The sequence below is a fragment of the Alkaliphilus crotonatoxidans genome, from assembly GCF_054658015.1.
Genome location: NZ_BAAHXS010000003.1, coordinates 119329 through 140771 on the forward strand (window position 1 = coordinate 119329; position 21443 = coordinate 140771).

Consider the following 21443-nt stretch of genomic DNA (forward strand, 5'->3'; position numbering starts at 1 on the left):
TTTGATACAGGCCTTAGATGTACTTCCTATCTACTTTAAATATAAAAGTTAAAAATATCGGCTATGGTTTTTCGTACAGAATATGACACACTATTTTCCTGAAGAAGTGCCCTAAATGACTCATCAGCTGTATTATATCGCATTTTTGTCGGATATCCTTGTTCGTCAAATTCAGTTGGTACATTATTAATAACATCCTTAATACGAAGCATATCCGAATATGATATTTCATTGTATGCTGTGGTTTTGCTGTTTTTAAGTAGTGTCATACTTTCTTGATAAGCCGCAGTAAAGTCTTTTGTTTGTATAGCCTGTATAAAATTCTCGTAGAAGGTATCGACATGTCTCAACATATTTTTACGAAAATTATCCATAATATTTTGAACATTTTTGTTGTATTCCTCACATTCAGCATAAGCCCTTGCGGCTGCTTCCTCAAATTGGATTCGTTCTGAGTCTTGATCTTCTGTAAATGCAACAATTTTAGCTTCTACTGTTTTATAAGAATAGGCCGGCATCAGGCATGTATCATTTAAAGATTGCTGAAAGGCATCATTTAATCTGTCCAATTGACGATAAAGCTCATTTTCGTTATCAATATACATGTCGTGCAACTCATCGCGCATCTCTACATACCTTTTTCCCAAAGCTTCTAGCCATTCTTCATGATTAATGATTGTCGTAGTCCTAGAAACATTGGAAAATTCTCTAAAAAAGCTTGCAGTAATTTTTGATGTTTCTGTAATATCAATGCCTGCCTCTTTTAATGATATTGCCCGGCTGACGAATTCTTCTCTTTGGGCTTCATTGTCATAATCTTTGTTAAGAGAAAGATTGTCAAACATACGGTTAACATTTGAAAAAAAATCCTTATGAATACTTAAACCCATAAAATACTCCTTTCTACAGCTATTGATTTTCCACGAATTGAAAATACTTCTTTAAAGCTTAAAGCCGGATTTAATGTACCTATGACATATATCGGTGTTATTTACTTAAATCTTAATATATATTCCCCATGAATTTTGGGGAGTCAAGGAAAATTCAAAGACATTTAAGTTTTAGAATTTGAGTATTCCCAGCAATTACGCAGCAATTCAGTGCTGAAAATTTTATAGGTAAGGGGATGAGTTTTCTTGGCTTTATAAACCCTTCCCACTTTAATTATAGCATACAAAAAATTGTAAATATAGACTGTTTGTTCCCAGTGACTGTTGCTATAATGTACTAGTGTTAATCTAATGTTGGAGCGGATTATGGGAAATAATGCAATGGGAGGGGTATGTATGGGTTCTTATGTCCTTGGTTTTCAGGAGATTGACAAAACTAAAGCCATGGTTGTTGGTGGTAAAGGTGCGAATCTGGGGGAACTTACTAAGATTAAAGGAATACTTGTACCAGAGGGCTTTTGCATTTCTACGGAGGCCTATAAAAGAATCATTGGGGAAGCATCGGCTATTAACGAATTACTTGACCAGTTATCACGATTAAAGGTGGAAGATCGGAATAAAATCTCTCAGATTTGTGGTGAAATTCGTGAGTGCATTGAAGGGGTTGCCATTCCAGAAGATATCAATGAGGAGATCAATCACTACCTCTTAAGACTTGGGGAAAAAGATGCCTATGCAATACGATCCAGCGCAACTGCGGAGGATTTACCGACGGCCTCCTTTGCAGGCCAGCAGGATACGTATTTGAACATTATTGGAAAGACGGCAATCTTAAAGCACATCAGTAAGTGCTGGGCATCGCTGTTTACCGAGCGGGCAGTAACATACCGTATTCAAAAGGGCTTTGACCACCGTAAGGTTTACCTGTCTGTGGTCGTTCAGAAGATGGTCTTCCCCCAGGCGGCAGGGGTTTTGTTTACTGCCGATCCCGTTACTTCTAATAGAAAGGTTTTATCCATTGATGCCAGCTTCGGTCTTGGTGAGGCCCTGGTCTCCGGCCTGGTGAATGCCGATACCTACAAAGTACGTGATGGTAAGATGATTGATAAGAAGATATCTACCAAGAAGCTGGCTATTTATGCTTTAAAAGCTGGCGGTACGAAAAAACAGGAAATAGCCCCTGAGGGTCAGAATAGGCAGGCACTGACAGATGAGCAGGTTTTACAGCTGGAGTCCATAGGGAGAAGGATTGAAGAACATTTCAGTTGCCCCCAGGACATCGAATGGTGTTTGGTTGATAATACGGTTTATATTGTCCAGAGTCGGCCAATTACAGCTTTATATCCCATTCCTGAAACCAATGACCACGAATACCACGTCTATATATCTGTGGGGCATCAACAAATGATGACTGCACCCATGAAACCATTAGGATTATCTTTATGGCAATTAACAGCAGCCGGACAAATGGTTAAGGCCGGTGGAAGGTTGTTTATTGATGTTGCCCATACGCTGGCTTCACCTGACAGCAGAGAGGTTTTATTAAATAATATGGAACAACACGATCCCCTTATTAAAGACGCACTCATGACCATTATAGAGCGGGGGGATTTCATAAAACTCTCATCGGCTGATCAAAAGGAAGAAATCACCGGTAAGAGCAATAAAGCCATGTCGTCTGCAGCGATTCAGGCGCTGGTAGGGAGCGACCCGTCAATTGTTTCTAATTTGATTAAGGGCAGCCAAGCATCCATCGAAGCATTAAAACAAAATATCCAAATGAGATCAGGCTCAGATTTATTGGATTATATCCTGGAGGATCTCCAGCAATTAAAGAAGCGGCTATTTGCCCCGGATTGTATGGGGGTGATTATGGCCATTGCCAATGCTTCATTATGGGTCAATGAAAAAATGAGCAAGTGGTTAGGTGAAAAGAACGTAGTAGATATCCTTTCCCAATCGATACCGAACAATGTCACTTCAGAAATGGGGCTGGCCCTATTGGATGTGGCTGATGTAATTCGTCCTTATCCAGAAGTAATTGATTATTTAGAGCATGTTAAAGACGACCACTTTTTGGATGAACTGGTGAAGCTTAAAGGCGGAAGGGAAACCCAAGCAGCTATCTATGCTTATCTTAACCAATACGGAATGCGATGTAGCGGAGAGATCGATATTACTAAACCTCGCTGGAGTGAAAAACCAAATACACTTATCCCAATAATTCTCAGTAATATCAAAACCTTTGGCCCTAATGCCAGCAAAGAGAAATTTGAGCAGGGACGACGGGAAGCTATACAAAAAGAACAAGAGCTATTGGAAGGATTAATGCGCTTACCTGATGGTGAATTAAAAGCCAAAGAAACAAAGGGAATGATCGACCTAATCCGGAATTTCAGCGGGTTCAGGGAATATCCAAAGTATGCGATAGTTAATCACTACTTCATTTATAAGCAGGCTTTATTAAAAGAAGCCGAACAGCTTCTACAGGCGGGGGTTATTCATGAAAAAGAAGATATAGACTATCTTACTTTTGAAGAGCTTCATGAGGTCATACGGACAAATAAAATGGATTACCAGATCATCAGCAAACGAAAAGATGAGTACAAATTATATGAATTACTAACTCCACCCCGGGTGATCACTTCTGATGGTGAAATCATTGCAGGTGAGTACAAAGGAAAAAATCTCCCGGCTAAAGCGATGCCAGGGCTGGCCGTTTCCTCCGGGGTGATAGAGGGACGTGCCCGTGTAATCTTAAACATGGAAGATGCTGATTTAGAGGAAGGGGATATACTGGTTACTCCCTTTACTGACCCTAGCTGGACACCATTGTTTGTATCGATAAAGGGCCTGGTCACCGAGGTTGGTGGCTTGATGACCCATGGAGCAGTGATCGCCCGGGAATATGGTTTACCAGCGGTTGTAGGGGTGGAGAATGCTACCAAGCTCATAAAGGATGGGCAACGGATATGCGTGAATGGAACAGAAGGGTATGTAGAAATCCTATAACGGGGCAACCTCCACATCATCCTCTTCTGCCCCAGACAGCAGAATTCCGTTGTCGAATATACTTTGTCTGAAAACTATAGAATTAATTTGAATATAGAGATATATTATTTATGTTCCCTTAGCTTGACACTAAGGGAGCTTTTCCTTTATTAACTATTTTTCTGTTACAAAATTGGTGCAATCGCTTCCTTATCCATTTAGAGGAAACTCTTTCCACTTTTATTTTGACATCTATGCTATAATTATAGTTGAAAAATTAAGACGATTTAGAAACGAAGGATTATAAGTGGTTAGTTCCTAAATACAAGGAGGATAGCATGAATTTTATAGAATTAGATCAATATCTAAGAACGTTAAATAAATTTGAAGATAAAATCCTTAATATAAAAAAGCAAAATTTTGATATAGAGGAACAAAATAAGAGAATAAAAGCATTCTATGCAAATAATTTAAAAGACAGCCAATGGACAATAGAAAGTAATAAGCTGATGAAGGAAAATGAAATCATTGGTATTCACAAGCACGATAGATTTATAAAATTTGATGAACATAGACATGATTATTTAGAGATGATCTATGTTTACTCAGGGTTAATTAAGCAAAAAATTGCTCAGAATGATATTGAAATTAAGGAAGGAGAAATATTGATTCTTGATTTGAATGTATCCCATTCAATAGAACCAGCCATGGAAAAGGACATAGGAGTTAATATATTGATGAAAAAGGAGTTCTTTGATTGGATCGTCATGAGTCAGCTTGCTGATAACGATATTATTTCTGATTTTCTAGTAAAAACATTGTACGATAAAAAAATATATAGGCGTTATTTACATTTTCGTTCAAGTGATAATGAAAAGATACAAAATATAATGAAGAGTTTATTATGTGAATTTTTTGATCCATCATTTTGTACAGAAACAGTAATTCGATCATATATGATGCTTCTATTTACAGAGCTATTAAGGTTACATAAAGCAAATATGAGTGAAATATCAAATCATAAATTTAATATGATAATAGAATCGGAAATAACCAGATATTTGAGAAAAGAATATAGGAATGTTTCCATAAAAAAATTAGCAGAACACTTTAATTTTAATCCTGATTATCTAGGAAAAATAATTAAACAGACGACGGGAAAGACATTTATAGAGCTGTTACAAGAGATTAGAATTAATCAATCCTGTATACTTCTTAAAAACTCAAATCTTTCTATTAACGATATTATTCAAGAGGTTGGATATTCAAATAAAAGCTACTTCTATAAGATATTTAAAAAATGCTTTGGATTGACACCTGACGAGTATAGGAACAAAAACAATAGAGCCTGAATTTTCATCCATAATATGGATGATTTTTTTTACACTTTTTTGGTCAATAAAGAGACCCTTATAGGTTACTGATCCTGCACTTCATTTTATATATAATCTTATTTAAAGATAATGAATTTTCTGAAAGGAATGTGCTTATGAAAAATGTATGCATTGCTGTCGATATAGGAGCATCAAGTGGTAGGATCATTAAAGGTACACTGGCAGACAATAAACTAGCCATAGAAGAAATTCATCGATTTAAAAATCAAATGATCAATGTAGATGGACATTTTCTTTGGGAATTAGATAAATTGATTGTGGAAATAAAGGAAGGCATTTCAAAGATTTCAGAGTTTCAAAGTATAGGTGTTGATACTTGGGGTGCTGACTATGTACTTTTAAATAAGGAAGGGAGCATTATTGCTCCTACCTATGCCTATAGGGATCATAGAACAGAAGGAGCAATGTACGAGCTTTGTGAAAAGGTTAGCAGCAGAAGAATTTACGCAAAGACAGGAATACAATTTTTACAGTTCAATACACTTTTTCAATTATATGTTCATATGAAGAAAAACCCTGAGGATTTTGAAGAAGCAGAACACATCTTACTGATTCCAGATTATATTAACTATCGCCTAACAGGTAAAATCACGAATGAATTTACCAATGCAACCACGACTCAAATTTACAATATTCATAATGATTCCTGGGATGATGAGCTATTAGAGCAAATAAAAATCAAAAAACACTTACTAAAGGCACCCATAAAGCCTGGCACTAAAGTGGGGAAGTTAAAAAAGGAAGTATATACAACAGATAATAAAAATGAGGTAAAGGTTATTGCACCTGCAACCCATGATACAGGTTCAGCAGTAGCGGCCGTACCCGCTGAGGGTGAAGATTGGGCATATATTAGTTCAGGTACATGGTCTTTAATGGGAATAGAGAAGAATACAGCCCTATGCAGCGAAAAAGCATTCAAGTATAACTTTACCAATGAAGGTGGCGTTAAAGGTACGATAAGGTTCTTAAAGAATATCATGGGACTGTGGTTAATACAGGAAGTAAAAAGACTATATAAAGATCAATATGACTTCTCAGAACTGGTTACATTGGCTAAGAAATCACAGCCCTTCAAATCTTTAATTAATCCCAATGATTCAAGGTTTCTAAATCCTATCAATATGATTCTAGAAATACAGGAGTTTTGCAGAGAAACAAATCAGCCAATTCCAAGTACTCCAGGTGAAATTGCAAGGTGTATATTTGAAAGCCTAGCATACCAGTATAGACAAATTTTATATGAACTTAAGGAAATTGCTGAAAAAGAAATCAATAGAATTCATATTGTTGGCGGTGGGGTACAAAATGAGTTCTTAAATCAACTTTGTGCTGATTTTACTAAATGTACAGTTTATGCAGGGCCCGTTGAGGCAACCGCCTTAGGTAATCTTATGATGCAGTTTATTGCGTTGGATCAAATAGAATCTTTGCAAGAGGGAAGAAATATTATAAAAAATTCATTTGAAATAAAACAATACGCTCCAAACCATGCAGAAGACATTGAAAAGAATTGGGAAAGGTTTATTAAACTAATATAAATTTTAAGGGAGGAATAAGAATGAGCAGAAATAATCAAGATAGAATTCTTAAGTCCTATGAAATGGCAAAGGAAATGTATGATGAATGGGGAATTGACACTGAAGAAGTGTTGGAAAAACTTAAAAAGATATCTATTTCAATCCATTGCTGGCAAGGTGATGATGTATCAGGATTTGAAAATCCTGGTACAGCATTAACCGGTGGAATACAGGTAACGGGTAACTACCCTGGAAAGGCTAGAACACCTGAAGAATTAAGAGCAGACATAGAGAAGGCCCTTTCGATGATACCCGGTAAACACAAAGTAAATCTTCATGCCATATATGCAGAAACAGGGGCCGAAAAGGTTGAAAGGAATAATCTAAAGCCAGAGCATTTCAAAAACTGGGTTGAATGGGCAAAAAACATAGAGATTGGACTTGACTTTAATCCCACTTGTTTCTCACATCCATATAGTGACGAGGGATTCACACTAAGTCATCATGATGACAAAATAAGACAGTTTTGGATAGACCATTGTAAGGCATCTAGAAAAATAGGAGAATACTTCGGAAGAGAGCTTGGAACGCCATGTGTTACAAATATTTGGATACCAGATGGATATAAGGATATACCAGTGGATAGATTAGGGCCAAGGACAAGACTTAAGGAGGCTTTAGATGAAATCTTTGCAGAAGAAATTTCTCCAGAATACCACCTGGATGCTGTGGAAAGTAAAGTCTTTGGAATTGGTGCAGAAAGCTATACGGTAGGGTCACATGAATTTTATATGGGGTATGCAGTAAAAAATAATAAACTTCTTTGCCTCGATGCCGGTCATTTCCATCCTACTGAGGTTGTCTCCAACAAAATATCTGCGGTGTTAAAATTTGTAGATCAAATTCTTTTACATGTAAGTAGACCAGTAAGATGGGATAGTGACCATGTAGTAATTCTAGATGACGAACTGGAAGCAATAGCTCAGGAAATAGTAAGAGGAAACTTCATGGAAAGGACCCACATTGGTTTAGATTTCTTTGATGCAACCATCAATAGGGTTGCCGCTTGGGTAATCGGAACAAGGAATATGATAAAGGCCTTGCTTAAGGCAATGCTTGAACCCACAGAAAGGCTAAAGCAATATGAGCTAGATAAAGATTATACAGCAAGACTTGCATTATTGGAAGAGTTCAAGGCGTATCCCTGGTCAGCAGTTTGGGATTACTACTGCATGAAGGAAAACGTTCCTGTTGGTGAAGCTTGGTTAAGTGAAGTGAAAAAATATGAAGAAGCGGTTTTATTAAAGAGGAAGTAGGAGGAGAAGGATGAAAAAAGAGGTTTTGCAATCAAATTTTATTTTAGAAATGGTTAAAGTCATCTATGATATGTGGTTAAAGGGGTGGGATGAAAGAAACGGTGGAAATGTAAGTGTAAGATTAAAAAAGGAAGATATAGAAAAATATCTGGAGCCAAAGGACGAGGAAGTAGAAGAAGAACAATTACTAATAGAAGTACCGGAATTAGCAGGAGAATATTTTTTAATTACGGGTTCAGGAAAGTATTTTAGAAATGTAATTTTAGACCCAAAAGAGAACCTGGGTGTCATAAAAATAAATGAAAAGGGTGATGCTTATAAGCTCCTATGGGGATATTCCAAGGGAGGGCGCCCAACAAGTGAATTCCCGGCCCATTTGCTAAGTCACGCTGAAAGGGTAAAACTAACAAAAGGAAAGGATAGAGTAATAATCCACACCCATGCAACAAATCTAATCGCATTAACATACGTTTTAGAACTTGATGAAGCTAAGTTTACAAAAGCATTATGGCAGATGAGTACAGAGTGCCTGGTGGTATTCCCCGATGGAGTTGGACTACTGCCATGGATGGTTCCGGGTTCTGAGGAAATTGGAATTGCCACATCCCATAAAATGAGAAAGCACTCCATGGTTATTTGGCCATACCATGGTATCTTCGGAGCCGGGCCAGATCTTGACTACACCTTTGGCTTGATAGATACAGCAGAGAAATCAGCAGAGATTTTAGTGAAGGTACTTTCCATGGGTGGACCAAAACAAAAAATATCCGACTATGAACTTAAACAATTAGCACAGGCATTCGATGTAAAAATTATGGATATTCTGTAATTTACTCTTTGTATACAATGCTGCAAATTAAGGTAATGCCTGCTATATAATATGGAGGTGAGAATATGCAAGATAACGTTTTCGTAAAGTTATCTAATGTCAGTAAAACATTTCCTGGAGTTAAAGCTTTAGATAACGTTTCTTTGGAATTGAGGAAGGGCGAAGTACATGCTTTAGTTGGAGAAAATGGAGCCGGTAAATCTACACTTATAAAAGTTTTAGCAGGTGTTCATTTTCCTGATGAAGGGGCTAACATGATTATTGATGGTGAAAAAACCGCTATAAAGAATCCGATGGATGCTATGGAAAAGGGAATATCGGTTATTTATCAGGATATAAGCTTATTTCCTAATTTAAGTGTTGCAGAGAATATTGCAATAGGGAACAAAAGAATTTGGGGAAAAAGGCTTAAATGGAATGAAATAAAGGAGGTTGCAAAAAAAGCAATTGAAAAGGTTGGGGCCAAGATAGATACAAATAAAAGACTTGGTGACCTTAGTATAGCCTCGCAGCAGATTGTTGCCATTGCTAGAGCAATTACCTTTAATGCCAAACTGGTTATAATGGATGAACCTACTTCAAGTCTTTCAAAGGCTGAAATACTTCAGCTTTACAAGATAATCGAAAACATGAAAAAAGAAGGAATTGCAGTATTATTTATCAGTCATAAATTTGATGAGATCTATACCGTAGCAGATCGGGTCACAGTTTTCAGAGATGGAAGGTATATAGATTCAAAGCCTATTTCAGAAATAAGTGAGCCAAAACTTATCAAACTTATGGTAGGCAGAGATGTCCAATACCTATCCCTTAAGGGAGATAAAATTGAAGATGAAGAAATTTTTAAGGTCAAGGGCTTAACTAAGAAGGGCAATTTTAAAGACATCACCTTCAATCTTAAAAAGGGAGAAATATTGGGAATTACAGGTTTAGTTGGTTCGGGAAGGTCAGAGCTTGCGAAGGCAATATTCGGTATTTACAGCGTAGATAGCGGCACGATGGAGCTTAAGGGTAAAAGGCTTGAAATAAAGGATTCTAAAGATGCCCTTGAAGAAGGGATCGGTTATGTTCCAGAAAATAGACACCTTGAAGGCCTTGTTCTTGAGGAACCAATATACAAGAATATGATCTTGGCAGTAATGGACAGGCTTACCAATAAAAAAGGAATGTTGAAAAATGAAGAAATTATTAACATTACGAAGGAACAGATCAAGTCTTTGGATGTAAGACCAGCTGACGAAACTATGAAAGTAGGTCAACTTAGTGGTGGTAATCAGCAAAAAGTAGTTTTGGGGAAATGGATAGTCTCTAATCCCAAATTATTGATAGTCGATGAACCCACCAATGGAGTTGACATAGGAGCAAAGATTGAGATTCACAAGGTCCTGAGAAATCTTACAAATCAAGGAATTGGAGTGATTGTTATTTCATCGGAGCTTCCGGAAGTCCTTGCCCTATCTGACAGGATTATGGTAATGCGAAGAGGTGTTGTTGGAGGATTTGTGGATAATAATAATATTTCTCAAGAGGACATTATGAGTATTGCTTTAGGTACTGAATCAAATGGAGAGAAGGGGGAGATAAAAAGTGAAGAGAATAGTCCATTCTAGGGAATTTTTTATGGCATGTATGTTATTAGGACTTTCAGCTGCTATTACAATGATTTCCCCAAGCTTTTTGCAGCTTGATAATCTAAGAAATATTGTTATGAATAATATTATCTTAGCCATCATGGCAATGGGGATGACTCTTGTGATTGTTACCTCAGGTATAGATGTATCTGTTGGTTCACAGCTCGGATTTTCCGCTGTATTTGTAGGTCTTGCCGCTGTTAATTCCTCCTCAAATATATTAATGGTTATACTGATAGGCATTGCTTGTGGTATAGTTCTTGGTGTAATAAATGCTGTTTTAATAGCTGGTGCCCAAATACCTCCTATCGTCGTTACCCTTGGAATGATGAGCATATATCGAGGAGGCATTCTTCTATATACTGAGGGGAAATGGATTACAAGCTTACCAGATTGGTACAGGGGAATGTATAATTCCAGCTTCTTAGGAATCCCAGTTCCAATCGTATTTTTAGCCGTTGTATTTATTTTTACAAATATCCTTATAAAACATACTAGACTTGGTAGAAGTATATATGCAATTGGAGGAAATAGGATTGCGGCCAAAAGGGTTGGTATCAATACGGCAAATGTAAATATATTTGTATTTGCTTTTATGGGATTGTTAACAGGTATTGCAAGTATTCTATACGGTTCACAACTTGGTATGATTGATCCTAATGCCGGTACAAACTTTGAAATGACAGTTATTGCAGCGGTAATTATAGGTGGAACCAATATTTTAGGTGGCAGTGGCTCCCTAACGGGTACCCTTATTGGAGTATTAATTCTTGGAGTACTTCAAAATGGAATGGTACTTATGCACGTTGAAACCTATTGGCAGGATGTAGTTATGGGTGCATTAATAATATTAACTGTTTCAATCGATGTGATTAAAAGCAAAAAACTAGAAGCTGAAAAAAATGCTATCGATGTTGAAGATGAAGATGACCTAGGCACAGGAGGTGAGCGGTATGAAGCGACTATTTAAAACAAGTGAAATGAAGCTATTTATGTTTTTATTGCTACTTATAGCTTATATGTCCTTTATGGCACCTTCATTCAGATCTATAGGCAACCTATTGGCGGTAACCCAGCAAATGTCTGAGTTAGGAATCATGGCTATAGCAATGACAGTTGTAATTATTACATCGGGCATCGATTTGTCCCTTGGTTCTATAGCAGGTCTTACGACCATAGTAATAGCTTCATGCTATGGAGCTACGGGTAACATATTGTTGTCTATAGTAATCGGGCTTTTAGTGTCGATCTTATGCGGTGCATTTAATGGATTTATTGTTGCAAGAATTGGTGTTCCTGCTCTATTAGTTACACTAGGCGGGCAAACGTTATTTAAGGGAATTTCACTTGTAATAAGTAAAGGGAATGCCATTTCGATTTTTCCTGAATCATACTATGTTATTGGTCAAGAATATATTGGACCAATTCCAATTCAGACAATCATCTTCTTTGGATTAGCATTCTTATTATCGATAATTCTTAAGAAAACGCCATGGGGGCAAAGTGTTTACTTTATAGGCAATAATCCTACAGCGACAAAATTCTCTGGAATAAGAACAGAAAAGGTTTTATTTCTTGTATATACATTATCAGGGCTTTTAGCAGGCATTTCTGGATTAGTAATATCTTCAAGAGTAGCTACTGCCAGGGCAGATCTGGGAGCTGTTTATGTACTTCAGAGTGTGGCAGCAGCAGTTTTGGGCGGAACGAACATAGCGGGCGGATCTGGTAATATCGGTGGAACGGTTATAGGAGTAAGTATATTTGCTGTACTAGGAAATGGTCTTAATCATATGGGAGTAAGTCCTTTTATGAGAACACTCTTTATGGGGGTTGCATTGATAGTAGTACTTGTAATCAATAATTACCCTATCATTAAAAACCAAGCTTCATTATTTGTAAAGCATAAGCTAAAAAATTCAAATGCTTAGAAAAACCCTTGGATACTTAAACTAGTTTTACAAGTCTATTAAAATATTTTAATAGACTTAAAATAAAAAAGGGAGGAATTTAAATGAAGAGAGCATTAAGTATTGTTTTAGTTTTATTACTTTCAGTATCTCTATTGGCAGGCTGCGGAGGGAATAATGGAAGTAATGAAGTGGGAGCTGGCGGTGATGATAAAATAGTAATCGCCATGGTGCCAAAGGTGATGGGTAGCCCATACTTCGATATTTGTGCTGAAGGGGCCCAAAAAGCTGCCGACGAATTGGGAGTTGAATTTATCTATAATGGACCAACAGCAGCAGATGCAGCACAGCAGGTTAACATTATCCAAGACTTAATATTTAAAAAAGTAGATGCAATAGCAGTTTCACCTAACGATCCTGCGGCAGTTGCGCCAATACTTAAGAAGGCAAAGGAAGCTGGTATCAAAGTTCTCACCTATGATGCAGATACAGATATGGAGATCAGAGATATATTTGTAAGCCAAGTTTCTTCAGAGCAGCTTGGTAGACATATAATGGATAATGTAGCAAAGGGAATTGGAGAAGAAGGTCAGTTTGCAATTTTAACAGCATCACTTACAGCAGCAAATCAAAATACTTGGATTGAATGGATGAAGGAACAGTTAAAGGATCAATATCCCAATGTTGAATTGGTAACAATTGCTCCAAGTGAAGAAGATCAACAAAAAGCCTTTTCACAAACCCAAAACCTAATAAAAGCATACCCAGAGCTTAAGGCGATAGCGGCTATATCAACTGTTGCAGAACCCGGTGCGGCTCAAGCAATTGAACAAATGGATATGATCGGTAAAATAAAATTATATGGACTTGCAACGCCAAATGGTATGCGTCAATATTTAAAGAGCGGAGCAGCCGAGAGCGCAACCCTTTGGGACCCAAGGATGCTTGGATACTTAACTGTTAAGGTTGCCAATGATGTGATAGATGGAAAAGAAATCGTTGACGGTCAAAGCTTTGAAGGGGTTGGAGAAGTAAAATACATTCCAGAAGAAACAACTGTCATAATGGGTGATCCATTAGACTTTACTAAGGATAATGTAGATGATTATGATTTCTAGTAGTCAAACTTCAGAGCAGATTAGTTTATAAAATAACTGCTTTTATACAGCAACTCCTAAAGGAAGGTGATACTATGTCTGATGCATTAGGAAAAAGAGTATGGATTATACCCGACGGTTTTTTACCTGAAAAGAGCAATGGAGATTTTATAAGCCACGAAGCAATATGTGTTGTCAATACTGGTAAAAGCGATGCTAATATTAATATAACAGTTTATTTTGAAGACAGGGAACCCATTAAAAGCTTTAAATCAACATGTAGAGCTGAAAGAACTAATCATATTAGGCTAGATAAAATAACTGGCAAAAATGGTGAAAAAATTCCTGTAGGCGTTCCATATGCACTAAAGATTGAAAGTGATTATAATATAGTGGTTCAACATAGCAGGATGGATACAACCCAAGCAGAAATGACACTTATGACAACGATTGCCTATTAAAAGGGAGGATTAATTATGCTAGAAGTAAGGAGAATGTATTTTCCACAATTAAATTTATTTGGCCCAGGAGCAGTAAAGGAAATAGGGCCAGAGATTATCAAAATGAAGCTTAAAAAAGCACTTGTTGTAACCGATAAGGTGCTAGTTGATATTGGTGTTGCAGGTAAAGTGTTTTCGGTATTAGATCAAGTTAAGATAGACTATGTGGTATTTTCTGATGTTAAACCAAACCCAACTACTAAAAATGTCTATGATGGTTTAAGTGTTTTAAAAGAAAATAATTGCGACTTCATAATATCTATCGGGGGAGGATCTCCACAGGACTGTGCTAAAGGGGTTTCTATTTTGGCCACGAATCCTGGAGATATCAGAGAATATGAAGGGGTAAATAAAACTAAAAACAAAGGATTACCGATTATAGCTATTAATACAACAGCAGGAACAGCCAGTGAAGTAACGATTAATTATGTCATTACAGATGAAGAAAGAAAAGCAAAAATGGTGTTGGTAGATAGCAATAGTTTAGCTACAATAGCTGTTAATGATCCAGAATTAATGCTTAAAATGCCTAAAGATTTAACCGCTGCAACTGGTATGGATGCACTAACCCATGCAATTGAAGGCTTTATAACAAAAGGAGCATCAAGGCTTACAGATACTCTTTCGTTGGAATCAATAAAGCTTATTTCTGAAAGCTTAAGAGAGGCGGTAAGTGAGGGTTCGAATTTAGAAGCAAGAAGTAAGATGGCATATGGGCAATATATCACAGGCATGGCATTCAGTAACTGTGGGTTAGGAATTGTACATTCAATGGCACATCAACTTGGAGGGTTTTATGATCTACCTCATGGTGTATGTAATGCAGTGCTGCTTCCCCATGTAATGAGATTTAATGCTTCAGCAACTGGTGCTAAATTAAGACAAGTAGCTATGGCTATGGGAGAAGAAGTAGAAGGATTGTCAACACAAGAAGCAAACGAAGCAGCAATTAAAGCTGTAGAAAAACTATCTAAGGATGTTGGTATTCCATCTGGATTAAAGGAGCTTGGAGCTAAAGAGGAAGATTTTGAGAAACTAGCTGAATTAACATTGCTAGATGCATGTACTCCAGGTAATCCAAAGGAGCCTAAGAAAGAGGATATTATTGAAATCTATAGGGCAGCATTTTAATAAAGCTGTTAAAATGTAAGTTTATTAGTAAAAAGAGAATGATGAAGAATTGACAAATCCTTTATAAAGGCATAGATATTCTATGCATTGACTATAAAGGATTTGCCAATTTAAAAAGTAATTTATCAAAGCTAGTCGCACAGGATATTGCTAATCATTTTGAACAGACACAGGAAGTGGCTGAAGGCAAGGGCATTTAAAAAAAGCAGTTCAATTGATTTTTAACTATTTTTCCTTTCCCAATAAACCATAAAAAAATAATCTCAGTATTCCCATTTTGTATTCAGGGCTGGTTTTAAGATAATCAGATTGCTCAATAATAGAAACCGAAGAAAGAAGATATGCCAAAATGGCGTCATTGGGAATGCTTTGATCAATGGCCCCTTCTTTTTTGCCCAATTCAATAAATTTAATATATACCGAGATTGCTTTTGAATTTACAGCCTCCTTATATAACTGCTGTAAGGTTTTATCTGCCCATGCACACTCACTAAAGGCAGATTGGCTTAACTCAACTGTTGCCTTGTATTTTTGATCCATTATAAGCTTGAGCTTTTCAGAAAAAGGAATTTCCCTTTCCAATATCTCATCATATCCTTTGATTGCTTGATCCAAATAAGAAACAAGTACTTCCCTGGCGAGGGTAAACTTATCGCCAAAATAATTATAGATAGAAACCTGCGAAACTTTAGCCTTGGATGCAATCTCACTTATACTGACATCAGTTATTCCTCGCTTGGAAAAGAGCTCCCAGGCAGCACTAATGATGGAATCTTTCTTAATTTTTGTCCTTTTCTCATATCCATTCATGTTCTATCACCCAGATTCAATTATAGCATAGTTTTGAAATATGACAAGTTATATTTCAAAACATATTGACAATCCCATTTGATAAGTATATTATGAAATTAAAATAGTTATATTTCAAAACTTTATGCTTTTCTGAACAGAACCAGAGCATTAAAGGGCGGAGCGATTAAAACATTTTAAGAAAATGGGAGGTGTATTATGAAGCCATATATTTTAACATTTCATGAAATTGACAAAGGTGATCCTATGGCCGTAGGGGGCAAAGGAGTAAATCTTGGAGAATTATCAAGAATTGAGGGAATAAGGGTACCAGATGGCTTTTGTGTAACAACAGAGGTCTATAGAAAAACCATTGAGAATAATGGTGAGCTGGAAGTATTAATTGGGAAGCTGGCAGAATTAAAATCTACTGACAGGGAGGAAATTGCCCTAATAAGTAAAAATATACGTTCAATTATTGAAAATATTAGAATGGAAAGTGATATTGAAAATGAAATAACCAGGGTTTTAACCATATACGGTATTAATGATGCCTATGCCATACGATCCAGCGCCACAGCAGAGGATCTTCCCCACGCATCCTTTGCCGGTCAGCAGGACACCTACTTGAATATTACCGGGAAGGATGAGGTTATACGGCATATAATAAAATGCTGGGCATCGCTTTTTACCGATCGTGCAGTCACCTATCGGATACAAAATGGTTTTGATCACAGAAGGGTCTTATTATCCGTAGTGGTACAAAGGATGGTTATGTCAGAGGCCTCAGGAATCATTTTTACAGCTGATCCGATGACCTCTGATAGAAAAACCCTCACCATCGATGCAGGCTTTGGACTCGGGGAGGCGTTAGTGTCTGGACTGGTAAACCCGGATATATATAAGGTAGTGGATGGTAGGATTTCACAGAAAAATATAGGGACGAAGGAGCTGGAAATCAGAACGGGCCCAAGTGGGGGCACTCAAGAGACAAAAATTGAAAAGGGCAGACAGCAAAAACAGGTGCTGGGTGATGATCAGATACAGAAGCTAGCTAATATGGGAAAGAAAATTGAAGCCTATTTTGGTTCTCCACAGGATATAGAATGGTGTCTTGTCGGTAACGAATTTTACATTGTTCAGAGTCGCCCGATTACTACCCTATTTCCCCTTCCAGAGGGAACAGATTCCAAGAAACCCCGTGTATATATGTCAATTGGGCATACTCAAATGATGACCGATGCCATTAAGCCATTGGGCATGTCCTTCTTTGAGATGATTTCTGAAGCCTCGATGGAGAAGATAGGCGGTAGAATTTATACAGATATTACCCATGACCTGTCCTCAACCATAGGCCGCAGACGTCTAGTAATGGCAAGCGGCAAGCAGGACCCTTTAATACAGAATGCTATAAAAAATCTTATAGAGGATAAAGGCTTTATGGCCTCCCTCCCAAAGGGGAAAAGGAATATCCAGGGTGGCATTTTCACCATAGGTTCAATTTTAGAGACAATAAAAATATATAGAAAAAATGATCCTTCAATGATTAAGGAATTAATTAATCAATTTAAGAAGGATATTAGGAATATGGATCAACAACTTTCCAGGCTTTCGGGAAATGAGGCCCTGGAATTCATAGTTAATGATCGTGACAAGCTGCTGGAAATGGCATATAACCCTAAAATGCTCGGAGCAATAATCGCAGCCATATTGGTTAATGACGCTATCAATAAGAAAGTTGAGAGGCTACTGGGAGATAAGAATGTATCTGATATACTTATCAAATCCCTGGATCATAATGTTACTACCGAGATGGGGTTGGCTTTATGTGATGTGGCAGATACTGTCCGTAAATATCCAAGGGTGCTTGAGTACATTTCTCAGAGTCCTGGCGATGAGAGGTTTTTTGAAGAGATGGAAAGGCTCCCAGGAGGAAAAGAAACAAGTGAAGCCTTTCGTGGGTTCTTAGATAAATACGGAATGCGGTGCCCCGGAGAGATAGACATTACCAGAGGGCGCTTTGAAGAAAAACCTACACAGCTTATCCCTATACTTCTTAATAATATCCGTGTTCTAAAGCCGGGAGAGCATCGAATCAGATTCCAGGCGGGAAGACAGGAGGCAAAGGATAAGGAAGAGGAAATCATCCGCCGTTTAAAAAATATGCCGGGAGGAAGCAGGAAGGTTAAAAAGATTAAGAAGCGTATTAGCTTACTTCGAAGCTTCATAGGATGTCGTGAAGACCCTAAGTATTATATTGTTCAACGGTATCAGGTTTATAAGAGGGCACTTATGAAAGAAGCATACAAACTGGCAGATAAGGGAGTGATCAAAAAGGCTGAGGATATATTCTATTTATATTTTGATGAACTGCGAGATGTGGTTAGGACAAATAAGCTGGACTATTCAATTATAGAAGAAAGAAAAGAAAAATATACTCGTTATGAAAAGCTTACCCCACCACGGGTATTTACCTCTGAAGGATTTGTTCCGCCAGCTAGCTTCGGGGCAGGAAACCTGCCTAAAGGAGTACTTTCGGGGATTCCAGTTTCAAGTGGTATAGTGGAAGGTCGTGCCAGGGTAGTGTTATCAGTAGATGAGGCTGAGCTGAAGGAGGGCGATATTCTTGTGACTAAGTTTACTGACCCAAGCTGGACCCCGCTGTTCGTCACGATAAAAGGGTTGGTTACTGAAGTAGGGGGCTTCACCACACACGGCGCAGTTATTACACGGGAATATGGACTACCGGGGGTAGTCGGTGTTGAAAACGCCACAAAGCTCATAAAAGATGGCCAGCGGATTAGGATAAATGGTACCGAAGGATATGTGGAGATACTCTCATAAAGATCTCCTTAGTGAAGGTCTACTGGATGCTAGTACAATACAAATTTAGTTCATCAAACATAGAAATTTGCAATCGAAGGTTATAAACCATATGACTTGGTAGGTCAGCATGAGATATTTACTAATTTAGTTAGTTTCAAGTCATATAAAGACCGCTGTTTGATGGTACGTGAGAAAGGATGGCAATGTTGATGAAAAACAAAATAGGAGATCTTTTTGAATACAATATCAGGCTATTGTCAGGGGATGATGAGATTGATGTGCAAGCCCTGTGTGAAAGATGTTCAGATTTTTCGGAGTTAGTTGAAGGCAGACCTCCTGAAAAAGATGCCGGGCACAGCATTCTATTTGATTTGCCGCCCGATAAAGAATTGAAAGACAAATATGTATTCGGAGTCTATAAAGAATGTGGCCTTTTAATTGCCGTTGTTGAAATGATTAAAGATTATAAAGTAACTGGTGAATGGATAATAGGATTACTGATGCTTGACCCTAGCGAAAGGGGAAAAGGCTTGGGAAGAAAATTGCATGATCAGATCAAGGCCTGGGTTTCAGAGGAAAATGGCAGGGCACTAAGAATCGGGGTAGTAGAGGAGAATCACAAAGGCCATCAATTTTGGTGTGAAATGGGATACGTTGAGGTGGAAAGAGTAAAGAGAACCTATGGAAATAAAGAGCATACGGTAATTGTTATGAATTTACTGCTTAAGTAAGGATAAATAAAGATGCTCCTTTCTAATTAGAATAACAATTCTAACGGAAAGGGGCCTTTTTATTTTTTTAGTTAAATTTAGTAAAAGGGTAAAATCTTTTATCTATTGACATATAATAATTACCATTATACAATTAAATTGAATCGTGATGCATCATGCATTATGCATCTGATATATCTTAAATATTAAGGGGGAATACCTTATGGATTACATGAACCTAAGTAAGTATCCAGCAGAGCCTTTTAAAATCAAGAGCGTCGAACCTGTTAAGATGATTTCAAGGGAAGAACGTAGAATTGCAATGAAGGAAGCTGGATACAATACATTTAACCTAAAGTCAGAAGATGTTTATATTGACCTACTTACAGATTCAGGAACCAATGCTATGAGTGATGCGCAATGGGCCGGAATGATGGTTGGTGATGAAGCCTATGCGGGCAGTAAAAACTGGATTTACCTAGAATCTACCATTAGGGAACTATTTGGCTTTAAATATGTTGTACCTACCCACCAAGGACGTGGAGCAGAAAATATACTTTCTAGCATCGCTATTAAACCAGGACAATATGTTGCCGGCAATATGTACTTTACCACTACGAGATTCCATCAAGAAAAAAACGGGGGAATATTTGTAGATATTATTAAAGATGAGGCACATGATGCTGGTCTTAATATTCCATTTAAGGGAGATATCGACATAAACAAGCTTCAAAAATTAATTGATGAAAAAGGTGCAGAAAACATAGCATATGTATGTTTAGCAGTTACAGTTAACCTAGCCGGTGGGCAGCCGGTTTCAATGAAAAACATGAGGGCGGTAAGAGAGCTTACTGATAAGTATGGAATAAAGGTATTTTACGATGCTACAAGATGCGTTGAGAATGCTTATTTCATTAAGGAACAGGAAGAAGGCTATCAGGATAAAACCATAAAAGAAATCGTTCATGAAATGTTTAGCTATTCTGACGGCGCTACCATGTCGGGCAAAAAAGATGGTATCGTAAATATAGGTGGATTCTTGGCTATTAATGATGAAGAGCTTTTTGGTAAAGCCAAGGAATTAGTCGTGGTATATGAAGGGATGCCATCATACGGAGGTATGACGGGCCGTGACATGCAGGCCATAGCAATCGGGTTTAGAGAAGCAATGCAATTCGAATATATAGAGCATAGAATAAAACAGGTTAGGTATCTTGGAGATCGACTAAAAGAGGCTGGAGTTCCTATTATCGAGCCTGTTGGTGGGCATGCCGTGTTCCTGGATGCTAGAAGATTCTGTCCACATTTAGATCAGGAGCAATTCCCTGCTCAATCACTGGCAGCCTCACTATATATAGATTCTGGCGTTAGATCAATGGAACGAGGTATCGTATCAGCCGGTCGAGATATTAAGACAGGTAAAAATCATAAGCCAAAGCTTGAAACAGTTAGATTAACCATTCCAAGAAGGGTTTATACCTATAAGCATATGGATGTTGTTGCGGAATCAGTTATCAATCTATTTAAGCATAAAGAAGATATTAGACCCCTTAAATTCATTTACGAACCACCTCAATTAAGATTCTTCACTGCAAAATTTGATTATGCAGACTAGTTAAGACCTTAAATCCTTTAACGATATTTTGATTGATTTTAAAATAGTAAACCAACATCGAAGGCTCATATACACAATTAAGAAGGAGGGGAGATTAGAATCTCCCCTCAAAATCTACGCTCTGCCGACCATAATCGTAAACCTTCATTCCATGCAGTGTCAATCCTTTTATTATTGATGAATCAGATGTATCAAATATAATCATTAGGGAAATACTCAAAGCTACCCGATCGGTATAAATTTTCTAGTTGACATAATCAAAGGCTCTTTATGAATTAGTTTACACAATATTAT

At 37.5% G+C, this 21443-nt stretch carries 16 protein-coding genes; 14 read left to right on the forward strand and 2 right to left on the reverse strand.

The genetic code is table 11. The annotated features are described in order from the left end of the window. Positions 1-35: 35 nt before the first annotated feature. Positions 36-890: a hypothetical protein gene (locus tag ACYQ1I_RS01560; RefSeq protein WP_459761807.1), complete on the reverse strand. Its 855-nt coding sequence runs from the start codon at positions 888-890 to the stop codon at positions 36-38. 396 nt (positions 891-1286) lie between these two features. Between ACYQ1I_RS01560 and ppsA (ACYQ1I_RS01565) the strand changes: the two genes are divergently transcribed. From ppsA (ACYQ1I_RS01565) to fucO, 11 genes are all read left to right on the forward strand, one after another. Continuing rightward, positions 1287-3902: a phosphoenolpyruvate synthase gene (gene ppsA / locus ACYQ1I_RS01565; RefSeq protein ID WP_459761808.1), complete on the forward strand. Its 2616-nt coding sequence runs from the start codon at positions 1287-1289 to the stop codon at positions 3900-3902. A 317-nt stretch (positions 3903-4219) separates the two neighbouring features. Next, positions 4220-5233 (forward strand): AraC family transcriptional regulator, encoded by a 1014-nt coding sequence (locus ACYQ1I_RS01570; protein WP_459761809.1) that lies wholly within the window; start codon positions 4220-4222, stop codon positions 5231-5233. A gap of 137 nt (positions 5234-5370) precedes the next feature. Continuing rightward, on the forward strand, positions 5371-6816 hold the full coding sequence (rhaB, locus tag ACYQ1I_RS01575; protein WP_459761810.1) for a rhamnulokinase: 1446 nt from the start codon (positions 5371-5373) through the stop codon (positions 6814-6816). Between the two features lie 20 nt (positions 6817-6836). Further along, the gene (rhaA, locus tag ACYQ1I_RS01580; protein ID WP_459761811.1) at positions 6837-8111 is read left to right on the forward strand and encodes an L-rhamnose isomerase; all 1275 of its coding nucleotides are present in this window, start codon (positions 6837-6839) and stop codon (positions 8109-8111) included. Between the two features lie 10 nt (positions 8112-8121). Next, positions 8122-8940 carry a rhamnulose-1-phosphate aldolase gene (rhaD, locus tag ACYQ1I_RS01585; RefSeq protein ID WP_459761812.1) on the forward strand — a complete coding sequence of 273 codons (819 nt, stop codon included), beginning with the start codon at positions 8122-8124 and terminating at the stop codon, positions 8938-8940. A 65-nt stretch (positions 8941-9005) separates the two neighbouring features. Continuing rightward, positions 9006-10550, forward strand: a complete 1545-nt coding sequence (locus tag ACYQ1I_RS01590) for a sugar ABC transporter ATP-binding protein (protein WP_459761813.1) — start codon at positions 9006-9008, stop codon at positions 10548-10550. Continuing rightward, a complete protein-coding gene (locus ACYQ1I_RS01595) occupies positions 10528-11541 on the forward strand; it encodes an ABC transporter permease (RefSeq protein WP_459761814.1) in 1014 nt (337 codons plus the stop codon). Before ACYQ1I_RS01590 ends, ACYQ1I_RS01595 begins: the two co-directional genes overlap by 23 nt. Then, on the forward strand, positions 11525-12502 hold the full coding sequence (locus tag ACYQ1I_RS01600) for an ABC transporter permease (RefSeq protein ID WP_459761815.1): 978 nt from the start codon (positions 11525-11527) through the stop codon (positions 12500-12502). Before ACYQ1I_RS01595 ends, ACYQ1I_RS01600 begins: the two co-directional genes overlap by 17 nt. A gap of 83 nt (positions 12503-12585) precedes the next feature. Further along, the gene (locus ACYQ1I_RS01605; RefSeq protein WP_459761816.1) at positions 12586-13599 is read left to right on the forward strand and encodes an autoinducer 2 ABC transporter substrate-binding protein; all 1014 of its coding nucleotides are present in this window, start codon (positions 12586-12588) and stop codon (positions 13597-13599) included. A 74-nt stretch (positions 13600-13673) separates the two neighbouring features. Then, positions 13674-14039, forward strand: a complete 366-nt coding sequence (locus ACYQ1I_RS01610) for a sensory rhodopsin transducer (RefSeq protein WP_459761817.1) — start codon at positions 13674-13676, stop codon at positions 14037-14039. Between the two features lie 15 nt (positions 14040-14054). Beyond that, positions 14055-15209, forward strand: a complete 1155-nt coding sequence (fucO, locus tag ACYQ1I_RS01615; protein ID WP_459761818.1) for a lactaldehyde reductase — start codon at positions 14055-14057, stop codon at positions 15207-15209. 225 nt (positions 15210-15434) lie between these two features. On the opposite strand, the gene ACYQ1I_RS01620 is transcribed toward fucO, so the two are convergent. Next, positions 15435-16019, reverse strand: a complete 585-nt coding sequence (locus tag ACYQ1I_RS01620) for a TetR/AcrR family transcriptional regulator (RefSeq protein WP_459761819.1) — start codon at positions 16017-16019, stop codon at positions 15435-15437. A gap of 198 nt (positions 16020-16217) precedes the next feature. Here ACYQ1I_RS01620 and ppsA (ACYQ1I_RS01625) point away from each other — a divergent pair, with 198 nt between their 5' ends. The 3 genes from ppsA (ACYQ1I_RS01625) to ACYQ1I_RS01635 all read left to right on the forward strand — a co-directional run bounded on the left by ppsA (ACYQ1I_RS01625) (position 16218) and on the right by ACYQ1I_RS01635 (position 21149). After that, positions 16218-18842, forward strand: a complete 2625-nt coding sequence (gene ppsA, locus ACYQ1I_RS01625) for a phosphoenolpyruvate synthase (protein ID WP_459761820.1) — start codon at positions 16218-16220, stop codon at positions 18840-18842. Positions 18843-19033: 191 nt separating this feature from the next. Then, positions 19034-19555: a GNAT family N-acetyltransferase gene (locus tag ACYQ1I_RS01630; protein WP_459761821.1), complete on the forward strand. Its 522-nt coding sequence runs from the start codon at positions 19034-19036 to the stop codon at positions 19553-19555. 202 nt (positions 19556-19757) lie between these two features. Continuing rightward, a complete protein-coding gene (locus ACYQ1I_RS01635; RefSeq protein WP_459761822.1) occupies positions 19758-21149 on the forward strand; it encodes a tyrosine phenol-lyase in 1392 nt (463 codons plus the stop codon). Positions 21150-21443: the final 294 nt, after the last annotated feature.